Source organism: Streptomyces panaciradicis (assembly GCF_023516615.1).
In the GTDB taxonomy this organism is placed as follows: Bacteria; Actinomycetota; Actinomycetes; order Streptomycetales; family Streptomycetaceae; genus Streptomyces; species Streptomyces panaciradicis.
On the sequence record NZ_JAMGBF010000042.1, the window covers coordinates 57302 to 79580 of the forward strand.

General features: G+C 72.8%; 19 protein-coding genes and 1 pseudogene. 9 read left to right on the top strand and 11 right to left on the bottom strand.

Translation table 11 applies throughout. The features are described from left to right. Positions 1 to 21: 21 nt before the first annotated feature. The 3 genes from M8J74_RS16640 (at position 22) to exaC (ending at position 3723) form a co-directional block, all read left to right on the top strand. Positions 22 to 621, top strand: coding sequence for an N-acetylmuramoyl-L-alanine amidase (locus M8J74_RS16640; RefSeq protein WP_249837156.1), 600 nt, complete (start codon positions 22 to 24; stop codon positions 619 to 621). A 191-nt stretch (positions 622 to 812) separates the two neighbouring features. Further along, positions 813 to 2078, top strand: a complete 1266-nt coding sequence (locus tag M8J74_RS16645) for a GAF domain-containing protein (RefSeq protein ID WP_249837157.1) — start codon at positions 813 to 815, stop codon at positions 2076 to 2078. A gap of 121 nt (positions 2079 to 2199) precedes the next feature. Then, on the top strand, positions 2200 to 3723 hold the full coding sequence (gene exaC / locus M8J74_RS16650; RefSeq protein ID WP_249837158.1) for an acetaldehyde dehydrogenase ExaC: 1524 nt from the start codon (positions 2200 to 2202) through the stop codon (positions 3721 to 3723). A gap of 81 nt (positions 3724 to 3804) precedes the next feature. Here the strand turns inward: exaC and M8J74_RS16655 are convergent, their stop codons facing one another. Then, a complete protein-coding gene (locus M8J74_RS16655; RefSeq protein WP_249837159.1) occupies positions 3805 to 4491 on the bottom strand; it encodes a TetR/AcrR family transcriptional regulator in 687 nt (228 codons plus the stop codon). 57 nt (positions 4492 to 4548) lie between these two features. Here M8J74_RS16655 and M8J74_RS16660 point away from each other — a divergent pair, with 57 nt between their 5' ends. From M8J74_RS16660 to M8J74_RS16670, 3 genes and pseudogenes are all read left to right on the top strand, one after another. Beyond that, positions 4549 to 5706, top strand: coding sequence for an FAD-dependent oxidoreductase (locus M8J74_RS16660; protein ID WP_249837160.1), 1158 nt, complete (start codon positions 4549 to 4551; stop codon positions 5704 to 5706). A 35-nt stretch (positions 5707 to 5741) separates the two neighbouring features. Beyond that, positions 5742 to 6960 (top strand): annotated as a pseudogene (locus M8J74_RS16665) (beta-galactosidase). A 104-nt stretch (positions 6961 to 7064) separates the two neighbouring features. Then, positions 7065 to 7535, top strand: a complete 471-nt coding sequence (locus M8J74_RS16670; protein ID WP_249837161.1) for a nucleotide triphosphate diphosphatase NUDT15 — start codon at positions 7065 to 7067, stop codon at positions 7533 to 7535. Between the two features lie 24 nt (positions 7536 to 7559). Here the strand turns inward: M8J74_RS16670 and M8J74_RS16675 are convergent, their stop codons facing one another. From M8J74_RS16675 to M8J74_RS16690, 4 genes are all read right to left on the bottom strand, one after another. After that, entirely contained in the window at positions 7560 to 8048 is a 489-nt protein-coding gene (locus M8J74_RS16675) for a DUF1360 domain-containing protein (protein WP_249837162.1), read from the bottom strand. 186 nt (positions 8049 to 8234) lie between these two features. Further along, complete coding sequence (locus M8J74_RS16680) at positions 8235 to 11609, bottom strand: pyruvate carboxylase (RefSeq protein ID WP_249837184.1); 3375 nt, start codon at positions 11607 to 11609, stop codon at positions 8235 to 8237. A gap of 79 nt (positions 11610 to 11688) precedes the next feature. Next, positions 11689 to 12150, bottom strand: coding sequence for a (2Fe-2S)-binding protein (locus tag M8J74_RS16685; RefSeq protein ID WP_249837163.1), 462 nt, complete (start codon positions 12148 to 12150; stop codon positions 11689 to 11691). Positions 12151 to 12191: 41 nt separating this feature from the next. Then, positions 12192 to 14267 (bottom strand): xanthine dehydrogenase family protein molybdopterin-binding subunit, encoded by a 2076-nt coding sequence (locus M8J74_RS16690; protein ID WP_249837185.1) that lies wholly within the window; start codon positions 14265 to 14267, stop codon positions 12192 to 12194. A 181-nt stretch (positions 14268 to 14448) separates the two neighbouring features. On the opposite strand from M8J74_RS16690, the gene M8J74_RS16695 reads away from it, so the two are divergent. The 3 genes from M8J74_RS16695 (at position 14449) to M8J74_RS16705 (ending at position 16727) form a co-directional block, all read left to right on the top strand. Beyond that, on the top strand, positions 14449 to 14964 hold the full coding sequence (locus tag M8J74_RS16695) for a GNAT family N-acetyltransferase (RefSeq protein ID WP_249837164.1): 516 nt from the start codon (positions 14449 to 14451) through the stop codon (positions 14962 to 14964). 89 nt (positions 14965 to 15053) lie between these two features. Continuing rightward, positions 15054 to 15413 carry a DUF779 domain-containing protein gene (locus M8J74_RS16700; RefSeq protein WP_249837165.1) on the top strand — a complete coding sequence of 120 codons (360 nt, stop codon included), beginning with the start codon at positions 15054 to 15056 and terminating at the stop codon, positions 15411 to 15413. Between the two features lie 75 nt (positions 15414 to 15488). After that, complete coding sequence (locus M8J74_RS16705; RefSeq protein WP_249837166.1) at positions 15489 to 16727, top strand: phosphodiester glycosidase family protein; 1239 nt, start codon at positions 15489 to 15491, stop codon at positions 16725 to 16727. 12 nt (positions 16728 to 16739) lie between these two features. Here the strand turns inward: M8J74_RS16705 and M8J74_RS16710 are convergent, their stop codons facing one another. The 6 genes from M8J74_RS16710 to M8J74_RS16735 form a co-directional block, all read right to left on the bottom strand. Continuing rightward, positions 16740 to 16934, bottom strand: coding sequence for a hypothetical protein (locus M8J74_RS16710; protein WP_058926782.1), 195 nt, complete (start codon positions 16932 to 16934; stop codon positions 16740 to 16742). A 102-nt stretch (positions 16935 to 17036) separates the two neighbouring features. Then, positions 17037 to 17900: a phosphatidylinositol-specific phospholipase C/glycerophosphodiester phosphodiesterase family protein gene (locus M8J74_RS16715; RefSeq protein ID WP_249837167.1), complete on the bottom strand. Its 864-nt coding sequence runs from the start codon at positions 17898 to 17900 to the stop codon at positions 17037 to 17039. Positions 17901 to 18090: 190 nt separating this feature from the next. Beyond that, entirely contained in the window at positions 18091 to 19164 is a 1074-nt protein-coding gene (locus M8J74_RS16720) for an acyl-CoA dehydrogenase family protein (protein WP_249837168.1), read from the bottom strand. Next, positions 19161 to 20345 (bottom strand): acyl-CoA dehydrogenase family protein, encoded by a 1185-nt coding sequence (locus tag M8J74_RS16725; RefSeq protein WP_249837169.1) that lies wholly within the window; start codon positions 20343 to 20345, stop codon positions 19161 to 19163. The genes M8J74_RS16720 and M8J74_RS16725 overlap by 4 nt, the downstream gene beginning before the upstream one ends. Continuing rightward, positions 20342 to 21319, bottom strand: coding sequence for an NADPH:quinone oxidoreductase family protein (locus M8J74_RS16730; protein ID WP_249837170.1), 978 nt, complete (start codon positions 21317 to 21319; stop codon positions 20342 to 20344). Before M8J74_RS16730 ends, M8J74_RS16725 begins: the two co-directional genes overlap by 4 nt. Before the next feature lie 118 nt (positions 21320 to 21437). Beyond that, positions 21438 to 22181 carry an ANTAR domain-containing protein gene (locus M8J74_RS16735; protein ID WP_249837171.1) on the bottom strand — a complete coding sequence of 248 codons (744 nt, stop codon included), beginning with the start codon at positions 22179 to 22181 and terminating at the stop codon, positions 21438 to 21440. Between the last annotated feature and the right edge of the window lie 98 nt (positions 22182 to 22279).

Here is a 22279-nt window from a genome sequence, read left to right on the forward strand (position 1 = left end):
CCACACGAAAGGTACGGCTCGATGGAGCGAGCAAGACCCGGCACCTCCAGAAGACGGTTCCTCAAGGGGGCCGCGCTGGCCGCCGTTCCGTACGTGCTGCTGCCCGACGCGCGGGCCGACGCCGACGTCCAGGCCGTCGACTACCCGCCCGCGGAATGGCAGCCCGCGACGACCTCCAACTACACGGCGTCCAACCGGCCGACGTCCTATCCGCTCGACTACGTGATCATCCACGTCACCCAGGAGACCTACGCGGACACCCTCGCCATCTTCCAGAACTCCAAGAAGGCGGTGTCCGCTCACTACCTCGTGCGCTCGGCCGACGGCCACGTGGCGCAGTGCGTCCGGGAGAAGGACGTCGCCTGGCACGCGGGGAACTGGGACTACAACACACGCAGCATCGGCATCGAGCACGAGGGCTGGGTGGACAAACCTGCCTATTTCACCGACGCCCTGTACGAGCAGTCGGCGAAGCTGACGGCGGCGGTCTGCGCCAAGTACGGCATCCCGAAGGACCGGGCGCACATCATCGGCCACTACGAGGTGCCCGGCACGGACCACACCGACCCCGGGCCCGAGTGGGACTGGACGCGCTTTATAAGGATGGTCAACTTCGCGTGATCCGGCGGGCCGGCGCACCCTGCGGTTCGCTCGACGCACGAGGGACCGGTTCGCTCGACACACGAGGAACCGGTTCGCTCGACACACGAGAGACCGGCGCTTCGTCCGGGTGATCGTGGTCGAAACGGTTGTCGGGACGCGTACCCGGAGTGACGATGTCCCCAGCCGCATCGTTTTCCGGGGAGGCCGAGTTGACCGATCCGTGGGTTGCCCTGGAGCCGGGGGCCGACCTCACCGAGCGCACACGGATGCTGCGCCGGGCGCACGAGACGTTCACCGAGGCGGGCACCGTGACCCGCCCGGTGCGTTCGGTCGTGGCCGAGTCGTGGCGGCGTTCGGCGCGGGCCGGCGTGGGGCCCGACGGACTGGCGGACGTGGACCTGATGGACGGCGACCTCGGCGCCTACCGGGCCGAGCATCCGCTGGCGCGGGTGATGCCGCTGTTCCGGGAGCTGATGGGGACGTTCGCCGCCGACGGCGAGCATCTGCTGGCGGTGTGCGACGCGCACGGCAGGCTGCTGTGGGTCGAGGGCCATCCGACGACCCGGCGGCACGCGGGCCGGATGAACTTCGTACCGGGCGCCCGGTGGGCGGAGACCGCGATGGGGACGAACGCGCCGGGGACCGCGGTCGCCGTGGACCGGCCGGTGCAGGTGTTCGCGGCCGAGCACTTCATCCGGCGGGTGCAGCCCTGGACCTGCGCGGCGGCCCCGGTGCACGATCCACGGACCGGGCGGGTGCTCGGCGCCGTGGACATCACCGGTGGCGACGGGCTGGCGCATCCGCACAGCCTGGGCTTCGTGCAGGCCGTGGCCCGGGCCGCCGAGTCGCAGCTGGCACTGCTCGTGCCGGAGCGGCCCGGCACCGACACGCCCGAGCTGACCGTGCTGGGCCGGGATGAGGCCCAGCTCCGCATCGACGGGCGCCGGATCCGGCTCAGCCGTCGGCACAGCGAGATCCTCGTGCTGCTGGCGCGACGCCCGGAGGGGCTGACCGGCGACGAGCTGTTGTGCGCGCTGTACGAGGACGAGTCGGTGACGCCGGTGACGTTGCGTGCCGAACTGGCCCGGCTGCGCAGGGTCCTGGGCCCGGGGCTGCTGGCCTCGCGGCCCTACCGGCTGACGGTGCCGGTGGAGTGCGACGTCGCCGTGGTCGAGCGACGGCTGGAGACCGGGGCGGTCACGGCGGCCGCGAGGGCGTACGCGGGACCGCTGCTGCCCGGTTCGCACGCCCCGGCGGTGGTGCGGCTCAGGCAGCGCCTCGCCGACGGCCTGCGCACGGCGCTGATCGCCCGCCGTGACCCGGACCTCCTCGCGGACTGGGCGCACGCGCCCTGGGGCGAGGACGACCTCGACGTGTGGCGGGCGCTCGCCGCGGTCCGCCCGACGCCGGCGGTACGGTCGCGGCTGACGGCACTGGAGACGGAACTGGCGGCACCGACGGCGCGCCCGCGCTGACCGACGAGCTCCCCGCCGCAACCCCGCCCGGCCGACCGGCAACGTGGTTGCAACGTCCCCGTCCCTAGCCTCCGCAGGAAAGCTGCCCAACGGCGGGCAGCGCTTCTGAAGGAGCACCAGCATGACCCGTTACGCGGCGCCCGGCACCGAGGGCGCGATCGTCTCCTACCAGGCGCGCTACGACCACTTCATCGGGGGCGAGTACGTGCCGCCGGCCCGGGGGCAGTACTTCGAGAACGCGTCCCCGGTGAACGGGCAGCCGTTCACCGAGATCGCGCGCGGCACCGCGGAGGACGTGGAACGGGCGCTCGACGCGGCGCACGCGGCGGCTCCGGCGTGGGGACGTACGTCGATGACCCAGCGCTCCGACGTCCTGCTGAAGATCGCCGACCGTATGGAGGCCAACCTCGAGAAGCTCGCGGTCGCGGAGAGCTGGGAGAACGGCAAGCCGATCCGGGAGACGCTGGCCGCGGACATCCCGCTCGCCATCGACCACTTCCGCTACTTCGCGGGCGCGATCCGGGCGCAGGAGGGTTCGCTCGGCGAGGTCGACGAGGACACGGTGGCGTACCACTTCCACGAGCCGCTCGGGGTGGTCGCGCAGATCATCCCGTGGAACTTCCCCATCCTGATGGCGACCTGGAAGCTGGCGCCGGCGCTGGCCGCGGGCAACGCGGTCGTGCTGAAGCCGGCCGAGCAGACCCCGGCGTCCATCCACTACTGGCTGAGCCTGGTCGCCGATCTGCTCCCGCCGGGCGTGATCAACATCGTCAACGGTTTCGGCGTGGAGGCGGGCAAGCCGCTGGCGTCCAGCCCGCGGGTGGCGAAGGTGGCGTTCACCGGGGAGACCACGACCGGCCGTCTGATCATGCAGTACGCGTCGGAGAACATCACCCCGGTCACCCTGGAGCTCGGCGGCAAGTCCCCGAACATCTTCTTCGAGGACGTCACCGCGGCCGACGACGCCTTCCGGGACAAGGCGCTCGAGGGTTTCACGATGTTCGCGCTCAACCAGGGCGAGGTGTGCACCTGCCCGTCCAGGGCGCTGGTGCAGCGCGGCCACTACGCCGAGTTCATGGAGGCGGCGGTCGCCCGGACCGAGCAGATCAAGACGGGCCACCCGCTGGACACGGACACGATGATCGGCGCGCAGGCCTCCAACGACCAGCTGGAGAAGATCCTCTCCTACCTGGACATCGGCCGGCAGGAGGGCGCGAAGATCCTCACCGGCGGCGAACGCATCGAGTACGACGGCGAGTTGAAGGGCGGTTACTACGTCCAGCCGACGATCTTCGAGGGCGACAACCGGATGCGGATCTTCCAGGAGGAGATCTTCGGACCGGTCGTGTCCGTGACGTCGTTCGACGACTTCGACGACGCCATCAAGATCGCCAACGACACGCTGTACGGGCTCGGTGCGGGTGTGTGGACGCGTGACATCAACACGGCGTACCGGGCGGGCCGTGCGATCCAGGCGGGCCGCGTCTGGACGAACTGCTACCACGCCTACCCGGCGCACGCGGCGTTCGGCGGCTACAAGGGTTCGGGCATCGGCCGCGAGACGCACAAGATGATGCTGGAGCACTACCAGCAGACCAAGAACCTGCTGGTGTCGTACTCGCCGAAGAAGCTCGGCTTCTTCTAGCCCCAGCCGCAGACGCAATCTCGACGACAGCCACAGCCGTACTCGCAAGGCGCCTGACCCGGTCGATCGCCGATCAACGGGTCAGGCGCCCTGCAGTTTCACGGCCACGGCGTCGAGGACCCAGTCCAGGCCGGTCGTGAAGGTGGTCTCGGCGTCCACGTCCGTGCCGTCGTGCACGGCCCTGCTCAGCGCCGGGAAGCGGCCCGTGGCCAGCATGCGCGTCACGTGGGGGCCAGAGGCTCGCTGCCATTCGCGTTTCGACAGGCCAGTGGCCCGCTCGGCACGGATGTTCGCGATCTCGCGCCGGATCGCGCCGGTGAAGTAGGCGCCGACGGTCTCTACGGCGCGCATGACCGTGTCGATATCGGCGAAGCCGTCGAGGGCGGCCAGGGTGGCCTCGGTCACGGCGAGGCCGTTCGGGCCCAGGCTCGGGCGGCCGCCGAGCAGGTCGGCCAGCCATTCGTGCCGGAGGGCGGCCTGCCTGGTGCGGTGGGCGAGGGTGCTCAGCGCCTCCCGCCAGTCACCGGGCGGTTCCTCGGGGAGGATTTCGGCCTGGACCTCGTCGACCATGAGGTCGAACAGTTCCTGCTTGGTGGAGATGTAGCCGTAGAGCCGCATCGGTCCGGCGTTGAGCCGGGCGGCGACCTTGCGCAAGGACACCGCCTCCAGGCCGCCCTCGTCGGCCAGCGCGACGGCGGCGGCGACGATCCGCTCCCGGTCGAGCGGCGCGGGGCGAGCCGGCGGTTCGGGCCGGTCCCACACAGTCATGATCACACCGTTCTGTTGCTTGCGGTGCATCGTAAGCGAGAAATACAGTGTATCGACATGAGACATCGTATTGCCGTAGTCGGAAGTGGCCCCGGAGGCCTCACCTTCGCCCGGGTGCTGCACCGCCACGGCCACCCCGTCACCGTCTTCGAACGCGACGCCTCCCCCGACGCCCGCCCACCCGGCGGCACGCTGGACCTGCACGAAGGGCTCGGCCAGCTCGCGATGGACAAGGCGGGGCTGCTCACGGAGTTCCTGGCGCTGTCCCGTCCCGAAGGGCAGGCCATGCGCATCCTGGACACGGACGGGACGGTCCTGCGCGACTGGCGGCCGCGTCCGGACGAGCGGGCCAACCCCGAGATCGACCGCAGGCAGCTCCGCGACCTGCTGCTCGGCCCGCTCGACGTGCAGTGGGGGCGGGCCGTGACGCGGGTGACGCCGGGGACCGGGGACGGCGTACTGGTCCATTTCGCGGACGGGCGGCAGGAGACGTTCGACCTCGTGGTCGGTGCCGACGGCGCCTGGTCGCGGGTCCGGCCGGCGGTCTCACAGGAGACGCCGCGCTACACCGGCGTCACCGCGATGGAGACCTCCCTGGACGACGTCGACACCCGCCACCCCGATCTCGCCCGGATGGTCGGGGAGGGGTCCATGGCCGTGTACGGCGTGAACCGGAACCTCGTCGCCCAGCGCAACAGCGGCGGGCACGTCAAGGTGTACGCCCAGTTCCGCGCACCGCTGGACTGGCACGCCCACCTCGACCTGTCCGACGCCGAGGCGGTGCGATCGGGCCTGCTGACCCTGTACGAGGGCTGGGCCCCTGCCGTTCTCGAACTCCTGCGCCAGGGCGCCGCTTTCGCCCACCGCCCCCTGTACGTCCTGCCGGTCTCCCACACCTGGCCCCACGTCCCGGGCGTGACGCTCCTGGGCGACGCCGCGCATCTGATGCCCCCGCTGGGCGCGGGCGCGAACCTCGCGATGCTGGAGGGCGCCGAACTCGCCGAGGCCATCGCGGCGGACTCCGGGGCCGCCGGCCTCACCAAGGCCGTCGCCACCGGCCCGGCAGATCTGGACGCGGCCGTCCGCGCCTTCGAGGAACGGATGTGGGCCCGGGCCGAGAAGTGGGCGAAGATCACGACGGCCGGCCTGGAACGCCTGGTGAGCCCCGACCCCGCCGAAGCCCTCGCCGTCTTCGAGGAGGTCCAGCCCTCCTGACCCACCGGGACGACCTCTCCCCGGAGGTTCCCCTCATGGCGGCTCTGCCCGGCCGCGTCCTGTTCGGCGCCGCGTACTACCACGAGTACCGACCCGCCCATGGCACCGCACGGCCCGCCGAACGCCTGAAGGCCGACCTCGACCTGATGGCCGAGGCTCGCTTCAGCGTGATCAGGGTGGGCGAGTCGGTCTGGTCGACCTGGGAGCCGGAGAACGGACGGTTCGAACTCGATTGACTGGAGCCGGTGTTGGACGGCGCGCACGAGCGCGGCATCTCCGTCGTCCTCGGCACGCCGACGTACGCCGTCCCGCCGTGGCTGGCGCGCCAGTACCCCGAGATCACCGGTGAACGGCGCACCGGCGAGCGCATCGGCTGGGGCGCCCGGCAGGAAGTGGACTTCACCCACCCCGCGTTCCGCTTCCACGCCGAGCGCGTCGTCCGCGCGATCGTCGCCCGGTACGCGGACCATCCGGCGGTCATCGGCTTCCAGGTGGACAACGAACCCGGCCCGGAACTCCTGCACAACCACGGCGTCTTCCAGCGCTTCGTGGACCATCTGCGGCACAAGTACGGCGACGTGGAGACCCTGAACCGCGAGTGGGGCCGGGTCTCGCACCGGCTACGCCGACCACGAGGCACGGGCGCGCACCGAACCGGCGCCCGGACGTCTGACGGAGGCAGCGGGGGTGTCGTACGACGAGTTCAGCGATCTGGTGCGGGACATACCCGTCCGTGCCGTCCCCGGCGGGGAGTTGCGGCTGCCGGAGACGGCCGTGGCCACCTACTGGGCCGACGGCCTCACCGTGACCGATGCCGAGGTGCTGGTGACGTACGACCATCCGCACTTCGGCCGCTGGCCCGCCGTCACCACGCGCCGCCACGGCCAGGGCCGCGTCACCCACGTCGGCACCGTGCCCGGGCGTGATCTGGCCCGGGCGCTGGCCGCCTGGCTGGCGCCGCGGGCGCGCTCTCCGTGGCAGGACCTTCCGGAGTCCGTCACCGCGACGACCGGCACGGCCGTCGACGGGCGCCGCGTGCACGTGGTTCACAACTGGAGCTGGGAGCCTGCCACGGTTCAGGCCCCGTCGGAGCTGTCCGACGTGCTGGACGGCAGCCGCCTCACCTCGGGCGCCACGGTACGGCTCGGCCCGTGGGACGTGCGGGTCCTCGTCGGGGAGAGCGAGAGGGGCGCGAGCGTCGACGGCCCCGGGGGCACCGGTTCCGGGCCGCCCGGAACACCGGGCTCTGTCTGACCGGCGCGCCCCCAGCGCCGCGCCCGGGGACTGTGCCCTCCCGCGCTGGGTAGGCACTCGTCGACCGGCCCGGCACAGGGCCGACCCACCGGGCAGGGAGGCTCATGTACGCCGACAAGGGACGGCCTTCGCCGCACGCTCTCACCGGCGCCGGCGTCGTGGTGACCGATCCGGCCGGCCGGCTCCTGCTGGGCTGGTCGACCCGCGGGGTGTGGGAGCTGCCCGGCGGCAAGAACGAGCCGGGCGAGGACTTCCGCGACACGGCCGTGCGGGAGCTTCAGGAGGAGACCGGGCTGAAGGCCGACCGCGACGGGGTGCGGCTGCCGGCCCTGCTGATGGACCGCGCGCACGGGATGCCCCGCCTCACGGCCGCCGTCCACGTCACGGCGTACCAGGGCGAACCGTCCGTCACCGAGCCGCACCTGGTCCATCGCTGGGAGTGGCACGACGTCGACCGCCTGCCGGCCCTCGCCGAACCCCTGTTCACGCCGAGCGCGCACGTCATCGATGTCTTCCGGCCCGGCGTCCTGCGGGACCTGCCACCCGTTCACCGCTACCCGCTGTCCTTCGGCTGACGGGAGCGTGCCGGGGGCCGGTGCTCAGTCCTCGGCCGCCTGCTGGGTCCAGGTCCAGGCGTACTGCAGCCAGTCCGCCATGGTCACGGCGCCGAGTCCCGCGCAGACCAGCCGGGTGGCGCGGGGCACGACGGTGTATCCGCACACCAGCACGCCGGCCGCCCAGACGGACGTGCAGAACGGACAGGTCACCAGATCGCCGACGGCGCGGTGCACGCCGTGCCCCCGCGGCTCGTCCATGACCTCCGGGCCCTCGCCCTCGCCGCTGCGGCGGGCGAACGGCGCCCGGACGAAGCTCGTGATCTCGTCCTTGGTCAGCAGCCTGGACGCCTTGTACGTCGCCGCGCCCTCGAGGGCGACGTCCCAGGGCGGGACCTCACTGGGCGGCCGGATCCCCCGCCGCCGTACGAACGCGGCGAAGGCGGTGACACCGGCCGTGAAGGCGGCGGCGAGGGTGGCGTACCCCGCGAGAGGGGCGCCCCCGTGGTCGTACTGCGCGGTCTGCCCGCTCATGGAACCTCCCTGGACCGCCCGTACTCCCTGCCTCGGGCGCGCCCCGGGTTCCCCGGGCGGTGCAGGTCACACGCGGGGAAGGGAAACGGGCTTCGCCGCCCTCCACCGCGACGCCTACGGCCGGTCGCCGCACAGCACCCTGCGCGACTCCTGACCGCCCGCGGGCGCCGCTGTCGTGGTGTCGCCTCAGCCGATCTCGACCAGCAGGTCGCCGCCCTCCACCTGCTGGATCCGGTTGATCGCCAGCCGGTTCACGCGGCCCGCCCGGGACGCGGTGATCGCGGCCTCCATCTTCATCGCCTCGATCGTGGCCACGGTCGCCCCGGCGTCGACCTCGTCGCCCTCGGCGACCGCGAGCGTGACCACACCGGCGAACGGCGCCGCCACGTGGCCGGGGTTGGACCGGTCGGCCTTCTCGGTGACCGGCGCGTCGGAGGCGGCCGCCTTGTCGCGGACCTGGATGGGCCGCAGCTGGCCGTTCAGCGTGGACATCACGGTGCGCATGCCGCGCTCGTCGGCCTCGCCGACGGCCTCCAGCTCGATGAGCAGCCGGACGCCGGGTTCGAGGTCGACGGCGTACTCCTTGCCCGGGCGCAGACCGTAGAAGAAGTCCTTGCTGTCCAGGACGCTGGTGTCGCCGTAGGTCTGGCGGTGGCTGTCGAACTCGCGCGTCGGGCCGGGGAAGAGCAGCCGGTTGAGGGTCGCGCGGGGCTCCTTGGCCAGGCCCTCGCGGTCCTCCGGCGTCAGCTCCTGGACCGGCCGGGGCTCCGCACGGCCCTCCAGCGCCCGGCTGCGGAAGGGCTCCGGCCAGCCGCCGGGCGGGGTGCCCAGCTCGCCGCGCAGGAAGCCAATCACCGAGTCGGGGATGTCGAACCTGTTCGGCGTCGCCTCGAAGTCCTCGGGGGTGACGTCGGCGCCGACGAGGTGCAGGGCGAGGTCGCCGACCACCTTGGACGACGGGGTGACCTTGACCAGCCGGCCGAGCATCCGGTCGGCGGCCGCGTACATCGACTCGATCTCCTCGAAGCGGTCGCCGAGGCCGAGCGCGACGGCCTGGGTGCGCAGGTTGGAGAGCTGCCCGCCGGGGATCTCGTGGTGGTAGACGCGGCCGGTCGGCGAGGCGAGGCCCGCCTCGAAGGGGGCGTAGATCTTGCGGACGCTCTCCCAGTACGGCTCCAGGTCGCCGACGGCCTGGAGGTCGAGCCCGGTGGGCCGCTCGGAGTGGTCGGTGGCGGCGACGATCGCCGACAGCGACGGCTGGGAGGTGGTGCCCGCCATGGAGGCGACCGCGCCGTCCACCGCGTCCGCGCCGGCCTGGATCGCGGCCAGGTAGGTGGCGAGCTGGCCGCCCGCCGTGTCGTGGGTGTGCAGGTGGACCGGCAGGTCGAACTCGCGGCGCAGCGCCGAGACCAGCTTCGCGGCGGCGGGGGCGCGCAGCAGTCCGGCCATGTCCTTGATCGCCAGGACGTGCGCGCCGGCCGCGACGATCTGCTCCGCCAGCCGCAGGTAGTAGTCCAGCGTGTACAGGCGCTCGCCGGGGTCGGACAGGTCCGAGGTGTAGCAGAGGGCGACCTCGGCGACCGCGGTGCCCGTCTCGCGCACGGCGTCGATGGCGGGGCGCATCTGGCCGACGTCGTTGAGGGCGTCGAAGATGCGGAAGATGTCGATGCCGGTGGCGGCGGCCTCGTGCACGAAGGCGTCGGTGACCTCCGTCGGGTACGGGGTGTAGCCGACCGTGTTGCGGCCGCGCAGCAGCATCTGCAGGCAGAGGTTGGGGACGGCCTCGCGCAGGGCGGCCAGCCGCTCCCAGGGGTCCTCGGCGAGGAAGCGCAGGGCGACGTCGTACGTCGCTCCGCCCCAGCACTCCAGGGAGAGCAGCTCGGGCAGCGTGCGGGCCACCACCGGAGCGACGGCCAGCAGGTCCTTGGTGCGCACCCGGGTGGCGAGCAGCGACTGGTGGGCGTCGCGGAAGGTGGTGTCGGTGATGCCGATGGTCGGGGACGCGCGCAGGGCGCGGGCGAAGCCCTCGGGGCCGAGCTCGACGAGCCGTTGGCGGGAGCCCGCCGGGGGCTCACCGGCCGGCAGCGGGGGCAGCTTGGTGTCCGGGTCGATCAGCTCGGGCCGATCGCCGTGCGGCTTGTTGACCGTGACGTCGGCGAGGTAGGTGAGCAGTTTGGTGCCGCGGTCGGCCGAGGAGCGGGCGGTCAGCAGGTGCGGGCGCTCCTCGATGAACGACGTCGTCACCCGCCCGGCCTGGAAGTCCGGGTCGTCCAGCACCGCTTGCAGGAAGGGGATGTTGGTGGCGACGCCGCGGATGCGGAACTCGGCGACGGCGCGCCGGGACCGGCCGATCGCGGCCTTGAAGTCCCGTCCGCGGCAGGTGAGTTTGACCAGCATCGAGTCGAAGTGCGCGCTGATCTCCGTACCGGCGTGGGTGGTTCCGCCGTCGAGGCGGATGCCGGAGCCGCCGGGCGAGCGGTAGGCGCTGATGCGGCCGGTGTCGGGGCGGAAGCCGTTGGCGGGGTCCTCGGTGGTGATACGGCACTGCAGGGCCGCGCCGTGCAGCTTGACCGTCTCCTGGGACAGGCCCAGGTCGGCGAGGGTCTGGCCGGAGGCGATGCGCAGCTGGGCCTGGACGAGGTCGACGTCGGTGACCTCCTCGGTGACCGTGTGCTCGACCTGGATGCGCGGGTTCATCTCGATGAAGACGTGGTTGCCGTCGCGGTCGAGGAGGAACTCGACCGTGCCCGCGTTGCGGTAGCCGATCTCGCGCGCGAAGCGGACCGCGTCGGCGCAGATCCGGTCCCGCAGCTCCGGGTCGAGGTTGGGCGCGGGCGCCATCTCGATGACCTTCTGGTGGCGGCGCTGGAGGGAGCAGTCGCGCTCGAAGAGGTGGATGACGTCGCCCGTGCCGTCGGCGAGGATCTGCACCTCGATGTGGCGGGGGTCGACGACGGCCTTCTCCAGGAAGACGGTCGGGTCGCCGAAGGCGGAGGCGGCCTCGCGGGACGCGGCCTCGATGGACTCGCGCAGCGCGGCCGGGTCCTCGACGCGGCGCATGCCGCGCCCGCCGCCGCCCGCGACCGCCTTCACGAACACCGGGAAGCCGATCTCCTCGGCGGCGCGCACGAGTTCGTCGACGTCGGTGGAGGGCTGGGAGGAGCCGAGCACCGGCACGCCGGCCGCGCGGGCTGCGGCGACGGCGCGGGCCTTGTTGCCGGTGAGCTCCAGCGTCTGCGCGCTCGGCCCGACGAAGGTGATGCCGGCCTCCTCGCAGGCCTTGGCCAGCTCGGGGTTCTCCGACAGGAAGCCGTAGCCCGGGTAGACGGCGTCCGCGCCGGCCCGGCGGGCGGCGCGGACGATCTCCTCGACCGACAGGTAGGCCCGCACGGGGTGGCCGGGCTGGCCGATCTCGTAGGCCTCGTCGGCCTTGAGCCGGTGCAACGAGTTGCGGTCCTCGTGCGGGAAGACGGCGACCGTCCGCGCGCCCAGCTCATAGCCGGCGCGGAACGCCCTGATCGCGATCTCACCACGGTTGGCGACCAGCACCTTGCGGAACATCACCGCTCCCTTCAGCCTGCCGACGAACGTCCCCCATGGTGTCGGTGCCATGCGCCCGTGGCCATGTGACCCGGGCCACTCAGGGAGTGATTTTCGTGGCCGCCTTGTTGATCGCCTCACGGATGCGGGCGTAGGTGCCGCAGCGGCAGACGTTCTCGATGCCGTCGATGTCGGCGTCGGTGGGGTGGCGTGTCTTCTTCAGCAGGGCGACGGCGGCCATGATCTGCCCGGGCTGGCAGAAGCCGCACTGGGAGACGTCGCAGTCGAGCCAGGCCTGCTGCACGGGGTGCAGGGTGTCGCCGTCGGCCAGGCCCTCGATGGTGGTGACCTTCCGGTCGGCACAGTCCTTGACCTTGACGACGCAGGGCTGGATCTCCTCGCCGTCGAGGTGGCTGGTGCAGGCCCGGCAGACGCCGACGCCGCAGCCGTACTTGGGGCCGGTGACGTGCAGCAGGTCGCGCAGCACCCACAGCAGCGGCATGTCGGCCGGGGCCTGGACGGTGACCTTCTCGCCGTTGAGGACGAAGGAGTAGGACGGCATCGGCACCTTCTCGAAGAGGTTCAGAAGTTCAGGAAGGAGGTTCAGAAGTTCAGCGGGAAGCGGCGGGGTCTGGTGCCGGTGGCCCGGGCGTAGGCGTTGGCGACGGCTCCGGAGGCGGCGGGCACGCCGAGTTCGCCCGCGCCGCCGGGCTCGGCGGTGGACGGCATGATGTGCGCCTCGAAATGCAGGGGGGCGTTCCGCTGGCGGGCCCAGTGGAAGTCGGCGAAGCTGCCCTCGCGGACGGCGCCCCGGTCGATGTGCAGCCCGGCGCTCAGCACCGTGGAGATCCCGTCGACGGCGGTGCCCATGAGCTGGGCCTGAAGGCCGCGCGGGTTGACGGCGGTGCCGACGTCGGCGGCCATCACCACCTTGACGACCCTCGGTTTCTTCGGGTCGGTGGCGTCGATCTCGGCGAGGCAGGCAACGCAGGAGCCGTACTCCTCGTGGACGGCGACGCCCTGCCCGTGTCCGGCGGGCAGCGGCGCGTTCCAGCTCCCGGCCTCGGCGACCTTGTCGAGCACGGCCCGGACGGCCTTGCTCCGCAGGGTCGTACGGCGGAAGGCGACCGGGTCGACGCCGAGGCTCCCGGCGATCTCGTCGACGAGGATCTCCTCCGCGGTGCGCATCGTCCCGGAGTCCACCGAGCGCCAGGCGCCGACCGGCATCGCGAGTTCGACGCCACCCGAATCCCCGGACAGGCGGCCGAAGTTGTACAGCCCGGAGTCGCTGGGGGCGGGGCGGGCGGCCGGCCGGACGAAGAGCGCCTGCCGGGCGCCGCCCTTGCTGCCGTAGGACTCGTCGACGGAGGCCATGGCGTGGGCGAAGGCGACGACCCGGCCGTCCTTGTGGCTGGCGCGGAGGCGGTGGTGGGTGGCCGGGCGCATCCGGCCGTGGCGGGTGTCGTCGTTGCGGCTCCACATGAGCTTGACCGGCCGGCCGGCCGCCTTGGAGATCAGGGCGGCCTCGACGGCGGCCTCATGCGTCAGCCGCCGCCCGAAGGAACCTCCGCCGCGCATGACGTGGACCGTGACCGCCGAGGCCGGCAGGCCGACCGCGGAGGCGATGTCGTCGCGGGCGGCCATGGGTCCCTGGGCGGAGAACCACATCTCCGCCCGGTGCGCGCGCACGTCCGCGATCGCCGTCAGCACCTCCATCGGGGCGTGGCTGACGAAGGCGAACTCGAACTCGCCCTCGACCTGCTTCGACCCGCGCGGCGGGGCGCCCAGCTTCGGGACGGCGGCCTTGAGCCGGGCGCGGATGCCGGCGTCGGACAGCGAGCCCAGCGGGCCCGGCGCCCACTTGATCTTCAGGGCGTCGCGGCCCTGGAAGGCGTGGTGGAAGGTCTCGGCCACGACGGCGATCCCGCCGGGGACCCGTACGACCGCGTGGACCCCCGGCAGGGCGCGGGCGGCCCGGTCGTCGACGGTGACCACCTTCCCCCCGAACGTCGCCGGCCTCGCGACCACCGTCGGCTTCGCCCCGGCCACGTGCAGGTCGCCGGCGTAGGTGGCCCTGCCGGTGACGATGTCGCGGCCGTCGACGCGGTTCGTGGGCCGGCCGATCAGTTTGTGCCGGGAGGCCGGCTTGGGCCGGTCGGACACCGAGGTGCGGCGCACGCGGGCGGCGGCCGCGCTCAGCGAGCCGAAGGTGGCGGTGCGGCCGTCCGGGGCGATGACCTTGGTGTCCTCGGTGCGCAGGCTCCAGGCGGGGACGCGCCAGCGGCGGGCGGCCGCGGTCACCAGGCGGGCGCGTGCCGTGGCCGCCAGCCGGCGGGCCGGGTCGTACAGCGAGCGGACGGAGTCCGAGCCGCCCGTGTTCTGGTTGCCCTTGGTCCGCGCGTCCGCGAGGGGGATGTCGACGTCGGCGAGGCGGGCGTCCAGCTCCTCGGCGATCATCATGGCGACGGCGGTCGTGATGCCCTGGCCGACCTCGACCCGGGGCAGTCGTACGACCACCTTGTTCTCCCGGGTGACCTCCAGGACCAGCATCTCGTCGTCGGTGCCGGTCACCACCGTGTCGGCCGGCGCGCGGGCGGGTTCGGACCCCTGGGCCGTCGAGGTGTCGCAGCCGAGCGGGGCGGCCACGACGAGGCCGGCCGTGGACAGGGAGTACACCATGAACCGGCGGCGGGAGACCGTGCGCGGTCCGGCGGTGGAGGCGTCGATGCCGTCCAACAGACACTCCTCGATCGGGTCGGCCACTGCGTCAACCGATAGGAGGGGCCGGCCGCCCTGTGGGTTCCCTTCCCGCCACCGGCGACTCGGTGACCTCTGCCGGCCCACGGAATACTGGCCGATCATGACGACCGACGAATCCCGCGTCCGGCAGCGCGCCGACCACGATCTCGACGCCTGTGTGGCGGCTCTCGCCGCCGTGCACCGGCACAGCGGCTACCCGGTCAACTGGCCGGCGGACCCCGCTCGCTGGCTCACCCCGAGTTCGATGGAGGCCGCCTGGGTGGCCGAACTCGACGGCCGTGTCGTCGGGCACGTGGAGCTGTCGCGGCCCGACGGCGGTGACGTGGCACCCGGTCTGTGGAGCGCCCGCGCCGGGGTCGATGTGGCGGACACCGCCGTGGTGGGGCGCCTGTTCGTGTCGCCCGCCGCGCACGGGCGCGGTCTCGGTGCCGCCCTGATGGCCCGGGCCGTCGCCCAGGCGCGGGCGCGCGGTCTGCATCCGGTGCTCGACGTCGTCGTCTCCAACACGGCGGCGACGGCCCTGTACGAGCGGCTCGGCTGGGAGCTGCTGGCCGTGGTGGAGCGACGCTGGGCACCGGACCAGCTGGTCTCCCTGGGGTGTTGGGCCGCTCCCTAGCTACTCCTTTTCCCGCTGCCGCAGCCCCTGCCGCCGCCCCCGCTGCCGCGCAACCCTCTCGCAACCTTGTCCGTGGTGTTCTGGACGGCATGGACGAGGAGATCCCGCGCGTCGAACTCACCCCGGCCGCCGCCGACCTGCTGCGCGCCCTGCGGGCCACGCACGGCCCGCTGATGTTCCATCAGTCCGGCGGCTGCTGCGACGGCAGCGCGCCCATGTGCTACCCGGAGGGCGAGTTCCGCACCGGTGACTCCGACGTGCTGCTGGCGGAGCTGGAGGTGGAGGGGGTGCCGGAGCCGGTGACGTTCTGGATGTCCCGCAGCCAGTACGCGGCGTGGAGCCACACCCGGCTGATCGTGGACGTCGTCACCGGTCGCGGCAGCGGTTTCTCGCTGGAGGCACCCGAGGGGGTGCGTTTTCTCACCCGTTCTCGCGTAGTCGACGCGTAGTCGCTGCGCGGACCACCGCGGTCTGCTGCACTTCCCCTGAGCGTTCGGAGAGTTGACGAGACCTCAGGGGGCACAGTGACGCGCCGTCAGAAGCGTTCCAGAGCAGGCAGATCCGTACTCTCGTTCGTCACGGCATTCGGCGCGCTGGCCGGTGCGGCCCTGGTGGGGGCGGCACCGGCCGGCGCCGCGTCCGCCGCCACCGCGATCGCGCCGGGCGTCACCTACCGGCAGTTCGACCTCCGGGGGAGCAAGGGGCCGGCCCACGCGCACCTGCTCACCGTCGATCTGCGCGATCCACGCGTACGGCTCGGCCTGCTGTATCCGGGGGCGGTCGCCGCCCGGGCCACGGTCTCCCGGCTGGCCGACGCGCAGGGCGCCGTCGCGGGCGTGAACGGCGACTTCTTCAACATCTCGGAGACCCAGCACCCGGGCGTCGAGGCGACCGGCGCCACCGACGGACCCGCGATCGCGGCGGGGCACGTCCTGAAGGCGGCGGTGCCCGACGGTCAGCGCTTCGGCCCCGCCCTGCCGCCCGGTACCGGCACCGAGGACGTGTTCGGCGTGGGCGTCGACCGCAGGGCCCGGCTGGACGGCCTCGCCCTGGAGGGCACGATCCGCACACCGGCCGGACGCCTGCCGCTGCGCGGACTCAACCAGTTCGCGCTGCCCGAGAACTCGATCGGCGCGTTCACCTCGGACTGGGGCGCGGCCTCCCGGGTCCGCGCGACCTGCGGCACGGACACCGACCGGGGCGCCGCGTGCAGCACGGACACCTACGAGGTCACCGTCCGCCGGGGCCGGGTCGTGGCGGCGGCCGCCACCCCGGGTCAGGGGCCCGTCGCCGTGGGCACCACGGTGCTCGTCGGCCGCGAGGAGGGCGCCCGGCGCTTGCGGAAACTCGCCGAGGGCGAGCCGGTGAAGGTGACGCACCGCCTGGTCGCGGCCCACTCCAAGGTCGCCTACCGATTCGCCCTCGGCGGCTATCCCGTGCTCCGGCGCGGACAGCCGCTGCCCGGGCTGGACGGCACCGTCTCGGCCGTCCGCACGGCCGTCGGCATCACGGACGGCGGCAGGCGGCTGCTGCTGTTCGCACTGGACGGCGCGCCCGACTACCGCAAGGGCCTGACCATCGCCGAAGTCGCCGAAGAAATGCGCGAGTTGGGCGCTACCGATGCCTTCAGTCTGGACGGCGGCGGTTCCACCACGCTGGTCGCGCGCGCTCCGGGGGCGAGCACGGTGACCGTGCGCAACCATCCCTCGGGCGACGCGGAACGCCCGGTGCCGAACGGCATCGGGGTGTTCACGACGCCCTGACCGCGGGCCGGCTCAGGGCCGCAGGCTGCCGAGGATGTCGGCGGTCGCCGTGACGCCACTGTGGATCGTGGGCGCCACGCTCGTGCCGGCGAGGAAGAACCCGAGCAGCGCGCAGACCAGGGCATGGGAGACCTTCAGCCCGCCGCTGCGCAGGAAGATCACCGCCAGGATCAGGAGCAGCAGCACCACAGAGATGGAAATCGCCATCGTCAACCTCCTCCGCCACGCCCGTTTCGCGGCGTTCGGCCGCAAGTGTGGCGTAGCGGAGGGCCGGTCGGCACGGCTGACCTGTCCCCCGAACGTGTGGTTCTACGCCGTCCGGTGGGCGTCGAGGAAGGACTCGAGGCCGGCGAGGTCGTCGGTGTTGAGGTAGTCGACGCCTGCGTCCAGCAGTTCGGCCCACAGCGCGTCCCGGGCGGGCCCGGGCAGGTCCGGGGTGTTCCAGAAGCGGACCTTCTGGCCGGCCGCGTGGGCCCGGGCGAGGAGGGCGCGCAGCTTCTGCCGCTCGGCGTCGGGAAAGGCGCCCTCGCCGAGCCAGGTGAAGTTGAGCTGCCAGTTGTCGCTGATCAGCGGGATGAAGGAGGCGGGCGCGGGGGTGCCGAGGTCGGTGAGCCGGCCGTCGTAGAAGGCGCGGCGCACGCTCTGCGCCTCCATGGGCGTGCGGGCGGCCCGGTCGCCGGAGATGACGTTGGTGAGCGCACCGGGGTACACGCGGCCGTGGGCATAGGTCGTGAACAGGTGCCGGTAGCGCCGCAAGTGGCGGTCGAGTTCGAGGTAGGTGGAGGAGCCCTCGGTCTTGATGTCGATGAGCAGCTGCAGCGGTTTGCGGTAACTGCGATACACGGAGCCGTGGTTGGCCTTGACGAGGGCGGCCAGCGGGTCGAGGTAGAGCGATTCCAGGGTGCGGGTCGGGTCGAGGTCGCTCTCGGTGTGGCCGATCAGGAGCTGGTCGCCGACGAGGAAGATGTCGGCCTCGACGCTGCCGAAGCGGTGGTCGAGGGCGTCGAAGAGGGGCCTGGGGTGCTCGTAGTCGTTGTGGGCGTGAGCGCGCCACAACGGGGCCTTGCGGTGCCGCCGTTCGGCGGCGAAGGCGCTTCCGGCGGGCGGGGCGAGGACGGCGGCGAGCGTGGCGCCGAGGGCGGTGAGAGCTCTGCGGCGGGTGACGAGGGCCATGTTCTGCCTCCCTGTGGGGCGGGTCCGAACCACAGGGAGTATGGGGCCGCCGAAGCCCCAAAGTATCTGTACATGGCAGGAGTTGGCCGGACCGCCGCCGTCCGTTCACTCCTTGCGCCGAGCGCACGAAGAAGCCCGCCCCAGGTGGGGCGGGCTTCACCGGGCTTCACCGGGCTTCGCCGAGGGACGCTCAGGGGGCCTGCAGGTCGACGAGTTCGGCCACCTCGGAGCGATGCGCGCCCGCCGTGCCGTAGGCGATCGAGTCGGCCTTGGCGCGCTTGAGGTACAGGTGGATCGGATGCTCCCAGGTCATGCCGATGCCGGCGTGCAGCTGCAGCGCCTCCTCGGCGGCGTGCACGGCGACGGGCGCCGCGTAGGCCTGGGCGACCGCGACGGCCAGGTCCACGTCCTCGCCGGTCGCGAGCGCGTCGGCGGCGTTGCGGGCGGCGGCGCGGAGGTTGACGACCTCCAGCCACAGCTGGGCGAGCCGGTGCTTGAGCGCCTGGAACCCGCCGACGGGACGGTTGAACTGCTTGCGCTCCTTCAGGTAGCGCACGGTCTCGGTCAACGCCCATTCCGCCAGGCCGAGTTGTTCGGAGGCGAGCAGTCCGGCGCCGGCGCGCAGGGCCCGTCGCACGGCGGGATCGGCGTCCCCGAGGCGGCGGCCGGGGGCGCCGGTGAGGACGACGCCGGCCAGCGGCCGGGTGAGGTCGAGGGAGACCTGCGGGGTGACGGTGGCGTCGGACGCCTGCACGGCGTACAGGCCGCCGTCCTCGGCCGGCACGAGCAGCACGTCGGCCGCCGCCGCGTCCGCGACGCCGGTCAGCTCCCCGTGCAGGGTGCCGTTCTCCAGCCGTGCGACGGCGAAGGCGGTGCCCGGGGCGCGATGCAGCCCGACCGCGAGGGCCGCCACGGTCCGCCCGGAGGCCAGCCGGCCGAGCAGTTCCTCGTCCCCGCACTCCAGCAGGGCCTCGGTGGCGACGACCGCGCTGGTGAGGTAGGGCACGGGGGCGACGGCCCGCCCCAGTTCCTCCAGCACGACCGCCACTTCGCGGTGGCCGGCGCCCTGCCCGCCCTGTGCCTCGGGCACCAGCAGGCCGGCGAGGCCCATGCCGTCGGCGAGCGCCTTCCAGGCGGCGAGGTCGTGCGGGGCGTCGGACTCGGTGCGCGCGATGACGCCGGGCGCGTCGCAGTGGTCGGCGAGCAGGTCCCGTACGGCGGCCCGGAGCGCCTCTTCCTCCTCCGAGTACAGCAGGTCGGTCATCGGGCCAGGTCCTTCCAGGCGACGTCCTTGTCGGTGCGCGGCTCGGCGGGCAGGCCCAGGACGCGCTCGGCGACGATGTTCAGCAGGACCTCGCTGGTCCCGCCCTCGATGCTGTTGCCCTTGGAGCGCAGGTAGCGGTAGCCGGCGTCGCGGCCGGTGAAGTCCACCAGTTCGGGCCGGCGCATGGTCCAGTCGTCGTACAACAGGCCCTCCTCGCCGCGCAGTTCCACCTCCAGGCCGCTGATCTCCTGGTTGAGGCGGGCGAAGGCGAGCTTCATGCCGGCGCCCTCCGGGCCGGGCTGTCCGGCGACGAGCTGCTGGCGCAGCCGCTCGGCGGTGAACCGGGCCACCTCGGACTCCACCCACAGCTTCAGCAGCCGCTGGTGCAGGTCGTGGGTGCGCAGTTCGGGCCGCTCGCGCCAGGTCTTCGCGACCGGGGCGATCATGCCGCCCTCGCGGGGCAGCCGCATGCCGCCGATGGCGACGCGCTCGTTGTTGAGCGTGGTCTGCGCGACCCGCCAGCCGTCGCCGACCTCGCCGAGGCGGCGGGAGTCGGGGATGCGGACGTCGGTGAGGAAGACCTCGTTGAACTCGGCCTCGCCGGTGATCTGCCGCAGCGGGCGGACCTCGACGCCGGGGTCGGTCATGTCGCACAGGAAGTAGGTGATGCCGGCGTGCTTGGGCACGTCCGGGTCGGTGCGGGCGATGAGGATGGCCCAGCGGGCGAGGTGGGCGCTGGAGGTCCACACCTTCTGCCCGTTGACGACCCAGTCCTCGCCCTCCCGAACGGCCCGCGTGCCGAGCGCGGCCAGGTCGGAGCCGGCGCCGGGCTCGCTGAAGAGCTGGCACCAGACCTCCTCGCCGGTCCACAAGGGCCGCAGATAGCGCTGCTTCTGCTCCTCGGTGCCGTACTTGAGGATCGTCGGCGCGGCCATGCCGAGGCCGATGCCGATCCTGCGGGGATCGTTGTCGGGGGCGCCCGCGGCCTCCAGCTCGGCGTCCACCACGGCCTGGAGGGTCCGCGGGGCGCCGAGGCCGCCGAGGCCCTCCGGGTAGTGCACCCACGCCAGTCCCGCGTCGAAGCGGGCGCGGAGGAAGTCCGGCCGGTCGGTCGTGGCCGGCGGATGCGCCTTCAGCAACTCGGCGGTGCGCCGCCGGAGTTCGGCTGCGTCGACGCTCATGCGGCGGCTCCGTTCGCGAGGGACGGGACGACGACGACCCGGCCGGTGGTGACACCGTCGGCGACGCGCTGCACGGCGGCGGCCGCCTCGCCGAGCGGCACGCGCTCGCTCACCAGCGGCTTGATGGCGCCCCGGGCGGCCAGTTCGGTGAGCTGCTCGTGGCAGTGCAGGACCAGCTTCGGGTTCTTGGTGTTGTACAGCCCCCAGTGCAGGCCCAGGATCGAGTAGTTCTTCACCAGCGCGTGGTTGAGCGCGGGGCTGGGGATGGAGCCGCCGGCGAAGCCGACGACGACGATCCTGCCCTCGAAGGCGACGACCTTGGTGGACTGGGTGTAGGCCTCGCCGCCCACCGGGTCGTAGATGACGTCGGCACCCCGGCCGCCGGTCGCCTCCTTGACCGCGGCGACGACGTCCTCGCTCTTGCGGTCGACGACCACGTCACAGCCCAGCTCGCGGGCCACGGCGGCCTTGTCGGCCCCGCCGACGACACCGATGACCGTCGCCCCGGCGGCCTTGCCGAGCTGCACGGCCGCGCTGCCGACCCCTCCGGCGGCGGCGTGGACGAGGAGCGTCTCGCCGGCTTCCAGACGGGCGCGGCGGTGCAGACCGAACCAGCCCGTCTGGTAGCCGATGTGCAGGGCGGCGGCCTCGGCGTCGTCCAGCGAGTCCGGGGCGGGCAGCAGCGCGGCGGCGTCCGCGACGGCGTACTCGGCGAAACCGCCGTACGGCAGCGCGGGGTTGGCCAGCACGCGGCGGCCGTCCTCGGTCTCGCCGCAGATCTCCACGCCGGGCGTGAACGGCAGCGGCGGGCGCACCTGGTAGTGGCCGCGGGCCATCAGCACGTCCGGGAAGTTGATGTTGGCGGCCCGCACCTTGAGCAGCACCTGGCCGTCGCCGGGGGTGGGCGCCTGGACGTCCTGGAGCCGCATCACCTCACTCGGCTCGCCGAGCTCGTGCACTTGCCATGCCTGCATGCGGTGCCTCCACGGGACAGCGTCGTCGGACCGGGGTATCGACCGGGATCCACCGCATACTAAGCGGTCGCTTGCCATGGAGGGAACAGGACTGCCGGGAAGGTCACACCCCGGGGTCCTACACCGAGGGCCTGGTGCCGTCCTGCCGCTCCCGCACCAGGGCGACGGCGTCCGCCATCCGCTGCCGCACCTCCGCGGACAGCGCGGAGCCGTCGACGGCGCCCATCAGGTCCTGGGCGAGCTGGTGCAGCTTGGTGTTGCTGTTCTGGGAGGCGGTGACGAGGACGGCCCAGGCGGCGTCGGCGCTCAGTCCGAAGCTCGCCATCAGGATGCCGCGGGCCACGTCGATGACGGGCCGGGTCCGCATGGCCCGGCGCAGCTGGGCGACCTCCGTGCGCAGCTCCTGATCGGCGTCCGCGCGCCGGACCGGGGCCTCGGCGACGGCGACGGCGCCCCGTCCGCCGGGGGCGGAGGGCGTGAACAGCTCGCGCGTGCCGGTCAGTTCGAACAGCCGGGCCACCGCCGGGCTCCAGGCCCGCACCCCGACGGTCTTGCCCCGGTCGAGGGCCTGCCGCCGCAGGTCGAGCAGGAGGTTCAGGCCGCCGCAGTCGCAGAAGCCGACCGCGGTCAGGTCGAGGTCGATTCCGGTGGCCGAGCGGTCGAGGACGTCACCGAGCGCGGTCCGCAGCCCGGCGCCGCCGACGTCGAGCTCACCGTGCACGGTGACCAGCGCGCGGTCGCCTTCGGTGACGGACTCGATCGCGGCCAGACACGGCACCGCGGCGCGCGGACCGTCGCCGGGCGACCGTCCCGGGGACTCCTGTGCGGTGAGGGGCTGCGCCGAGTCCGCGGATTCCGGCATGGCCCTTCTCCCTCGTGTACACGTCTGCATGGCCCCCTCAGATTCCCTCTTGTGCCCCAAGCACGTCAACCAATACACGAAATCGCGTTCCGGTTTTT

Excerpts from the sequence above, each read along its gene's own strand:
- M8J74_RS16640 (WP_249837156.1), top strand. The coding sequence starts at position 22 with ATGGAGCGAGCAAGACCCGGCACCTCCAGAAGACGGTTCCTCAAGGGG.
- exaC (WP_249837158.1), top strand. The coding sequence starts at position 2,200 with ATGACCCGTTACGCGGCGCCCGGCACCGAGGGCGCGATCGTCTCCTAC.
- M8J74_RS16655 (WP_249837159.1), bottom strand. The coding sequence starts at position 4,491 with ATGACTGTGTGGGACCGGCCCGAACCGCCGGCTCGCCCCGCGCCGCTC.
- M8J74_RS16660 (WP_249837160.1), top strand. The coding sequence starts at position 4,549 with ATGAGACATCGTATTGCCGTAGTCGGAAGTGGCCCCGGAGGCCTCACC.
- M8J74_RS16670 (WP_249837161.1), top strand. The coding sequence starts at position 7,065 with ATGTACGCCGACAAGGGACGGCCTTCGCCGCACGCTCTCACCGGCGCC.
- M8J74_RS16675 (WP_249837162.1), bottom strand. The coding sequence starts at position 8,048 with ATGAGCGGGCAGACCGCGCAGTACGACCACGGGGGCGCCCCTCTCGCG.
- M8J74_RS16680 (WP_249837184.1), bottom strand. The coding sequence starts at position 11,609 with ATGTTCCGCAAGGTGCTGGTCGCCAACCGTGGTGAGATCGCGATCAGG.
- M8J74_RS16685 (WP_249837163.1), bottom strand. The coding sequence starts at position 12,150 with ATGCCGTCCTACTCCTTCGTCCTCAACGGCGAGAAGGTCACCGTCCAG.
- M8J74_RS16690 (WP_249837185.1), bottom strand. The coding sequence starts at position 14,267 with ATGGTGTACTCCCTGTCCACGGCCGGCCTCGTCGTGGCCGCCCCGCTC.
- M8J74_RS16695 (WP_249837164.1), top strand. The coding sequence starts at position 14,449 with ATGACGACCGACGAATCCCGCGTCCGGCAGCGCGCCGACCACGATCTC.
- M8J74_RS16700 (WP_249837165.1), top strand. The coding sequence starts at position 15,054 with ATGGACGAGGAGATCCCGCGCGTCGAACTCACCCCGGCCGCCGCCGAC.
- M8J74_RS16710 (WP_058926782.1), bottom strand. The coding sequence starts at position 16,934 with ATGGCGATTTCCATCTCTGTGGTGCTGCTGCTCCTGATCCTGGCGGTG.
- M8J74_RS16715 (WP_249837167.1), bottom strand. The coding sequence starts at position 17,900 with ATGGCCCTCGTCACCCGCCGCAGAGCTCTCACCGCCCTCGGCGCCACG.
- M8J74_RS16720 (WP_249837168.1), bottom strand. The coding sequence starts at position 19,164 with ATGACCGACCTGCTGTACTCGGAGGAGGAAGAGGCGCTCCGGGCCGCC.
- M8J74_RS16725 (WP_249837169.1), bottom strand. The coding sequence starts at position 20,345 with ATGAGCGTCGACGCAGCCGAACTCCGGCGGCGCACCGCCGAGTTGCTG.
- M8J74_RS16730 (WP_249837170.1), bottom strand. The coding sequence starts at position 21,319 with ATGCAGGCATGGCAAGTGCACGAGCTCGGCGAGCCGAGTGAGGTGATG.
- M8J74_RS16735 (WP_249837171.1), bottom strand. The coding sequence starts at position 22,181 with ATGCCGGAATCCGCGGACTCGGCGCAGCCCCTCACCGCACAGGAGTCC.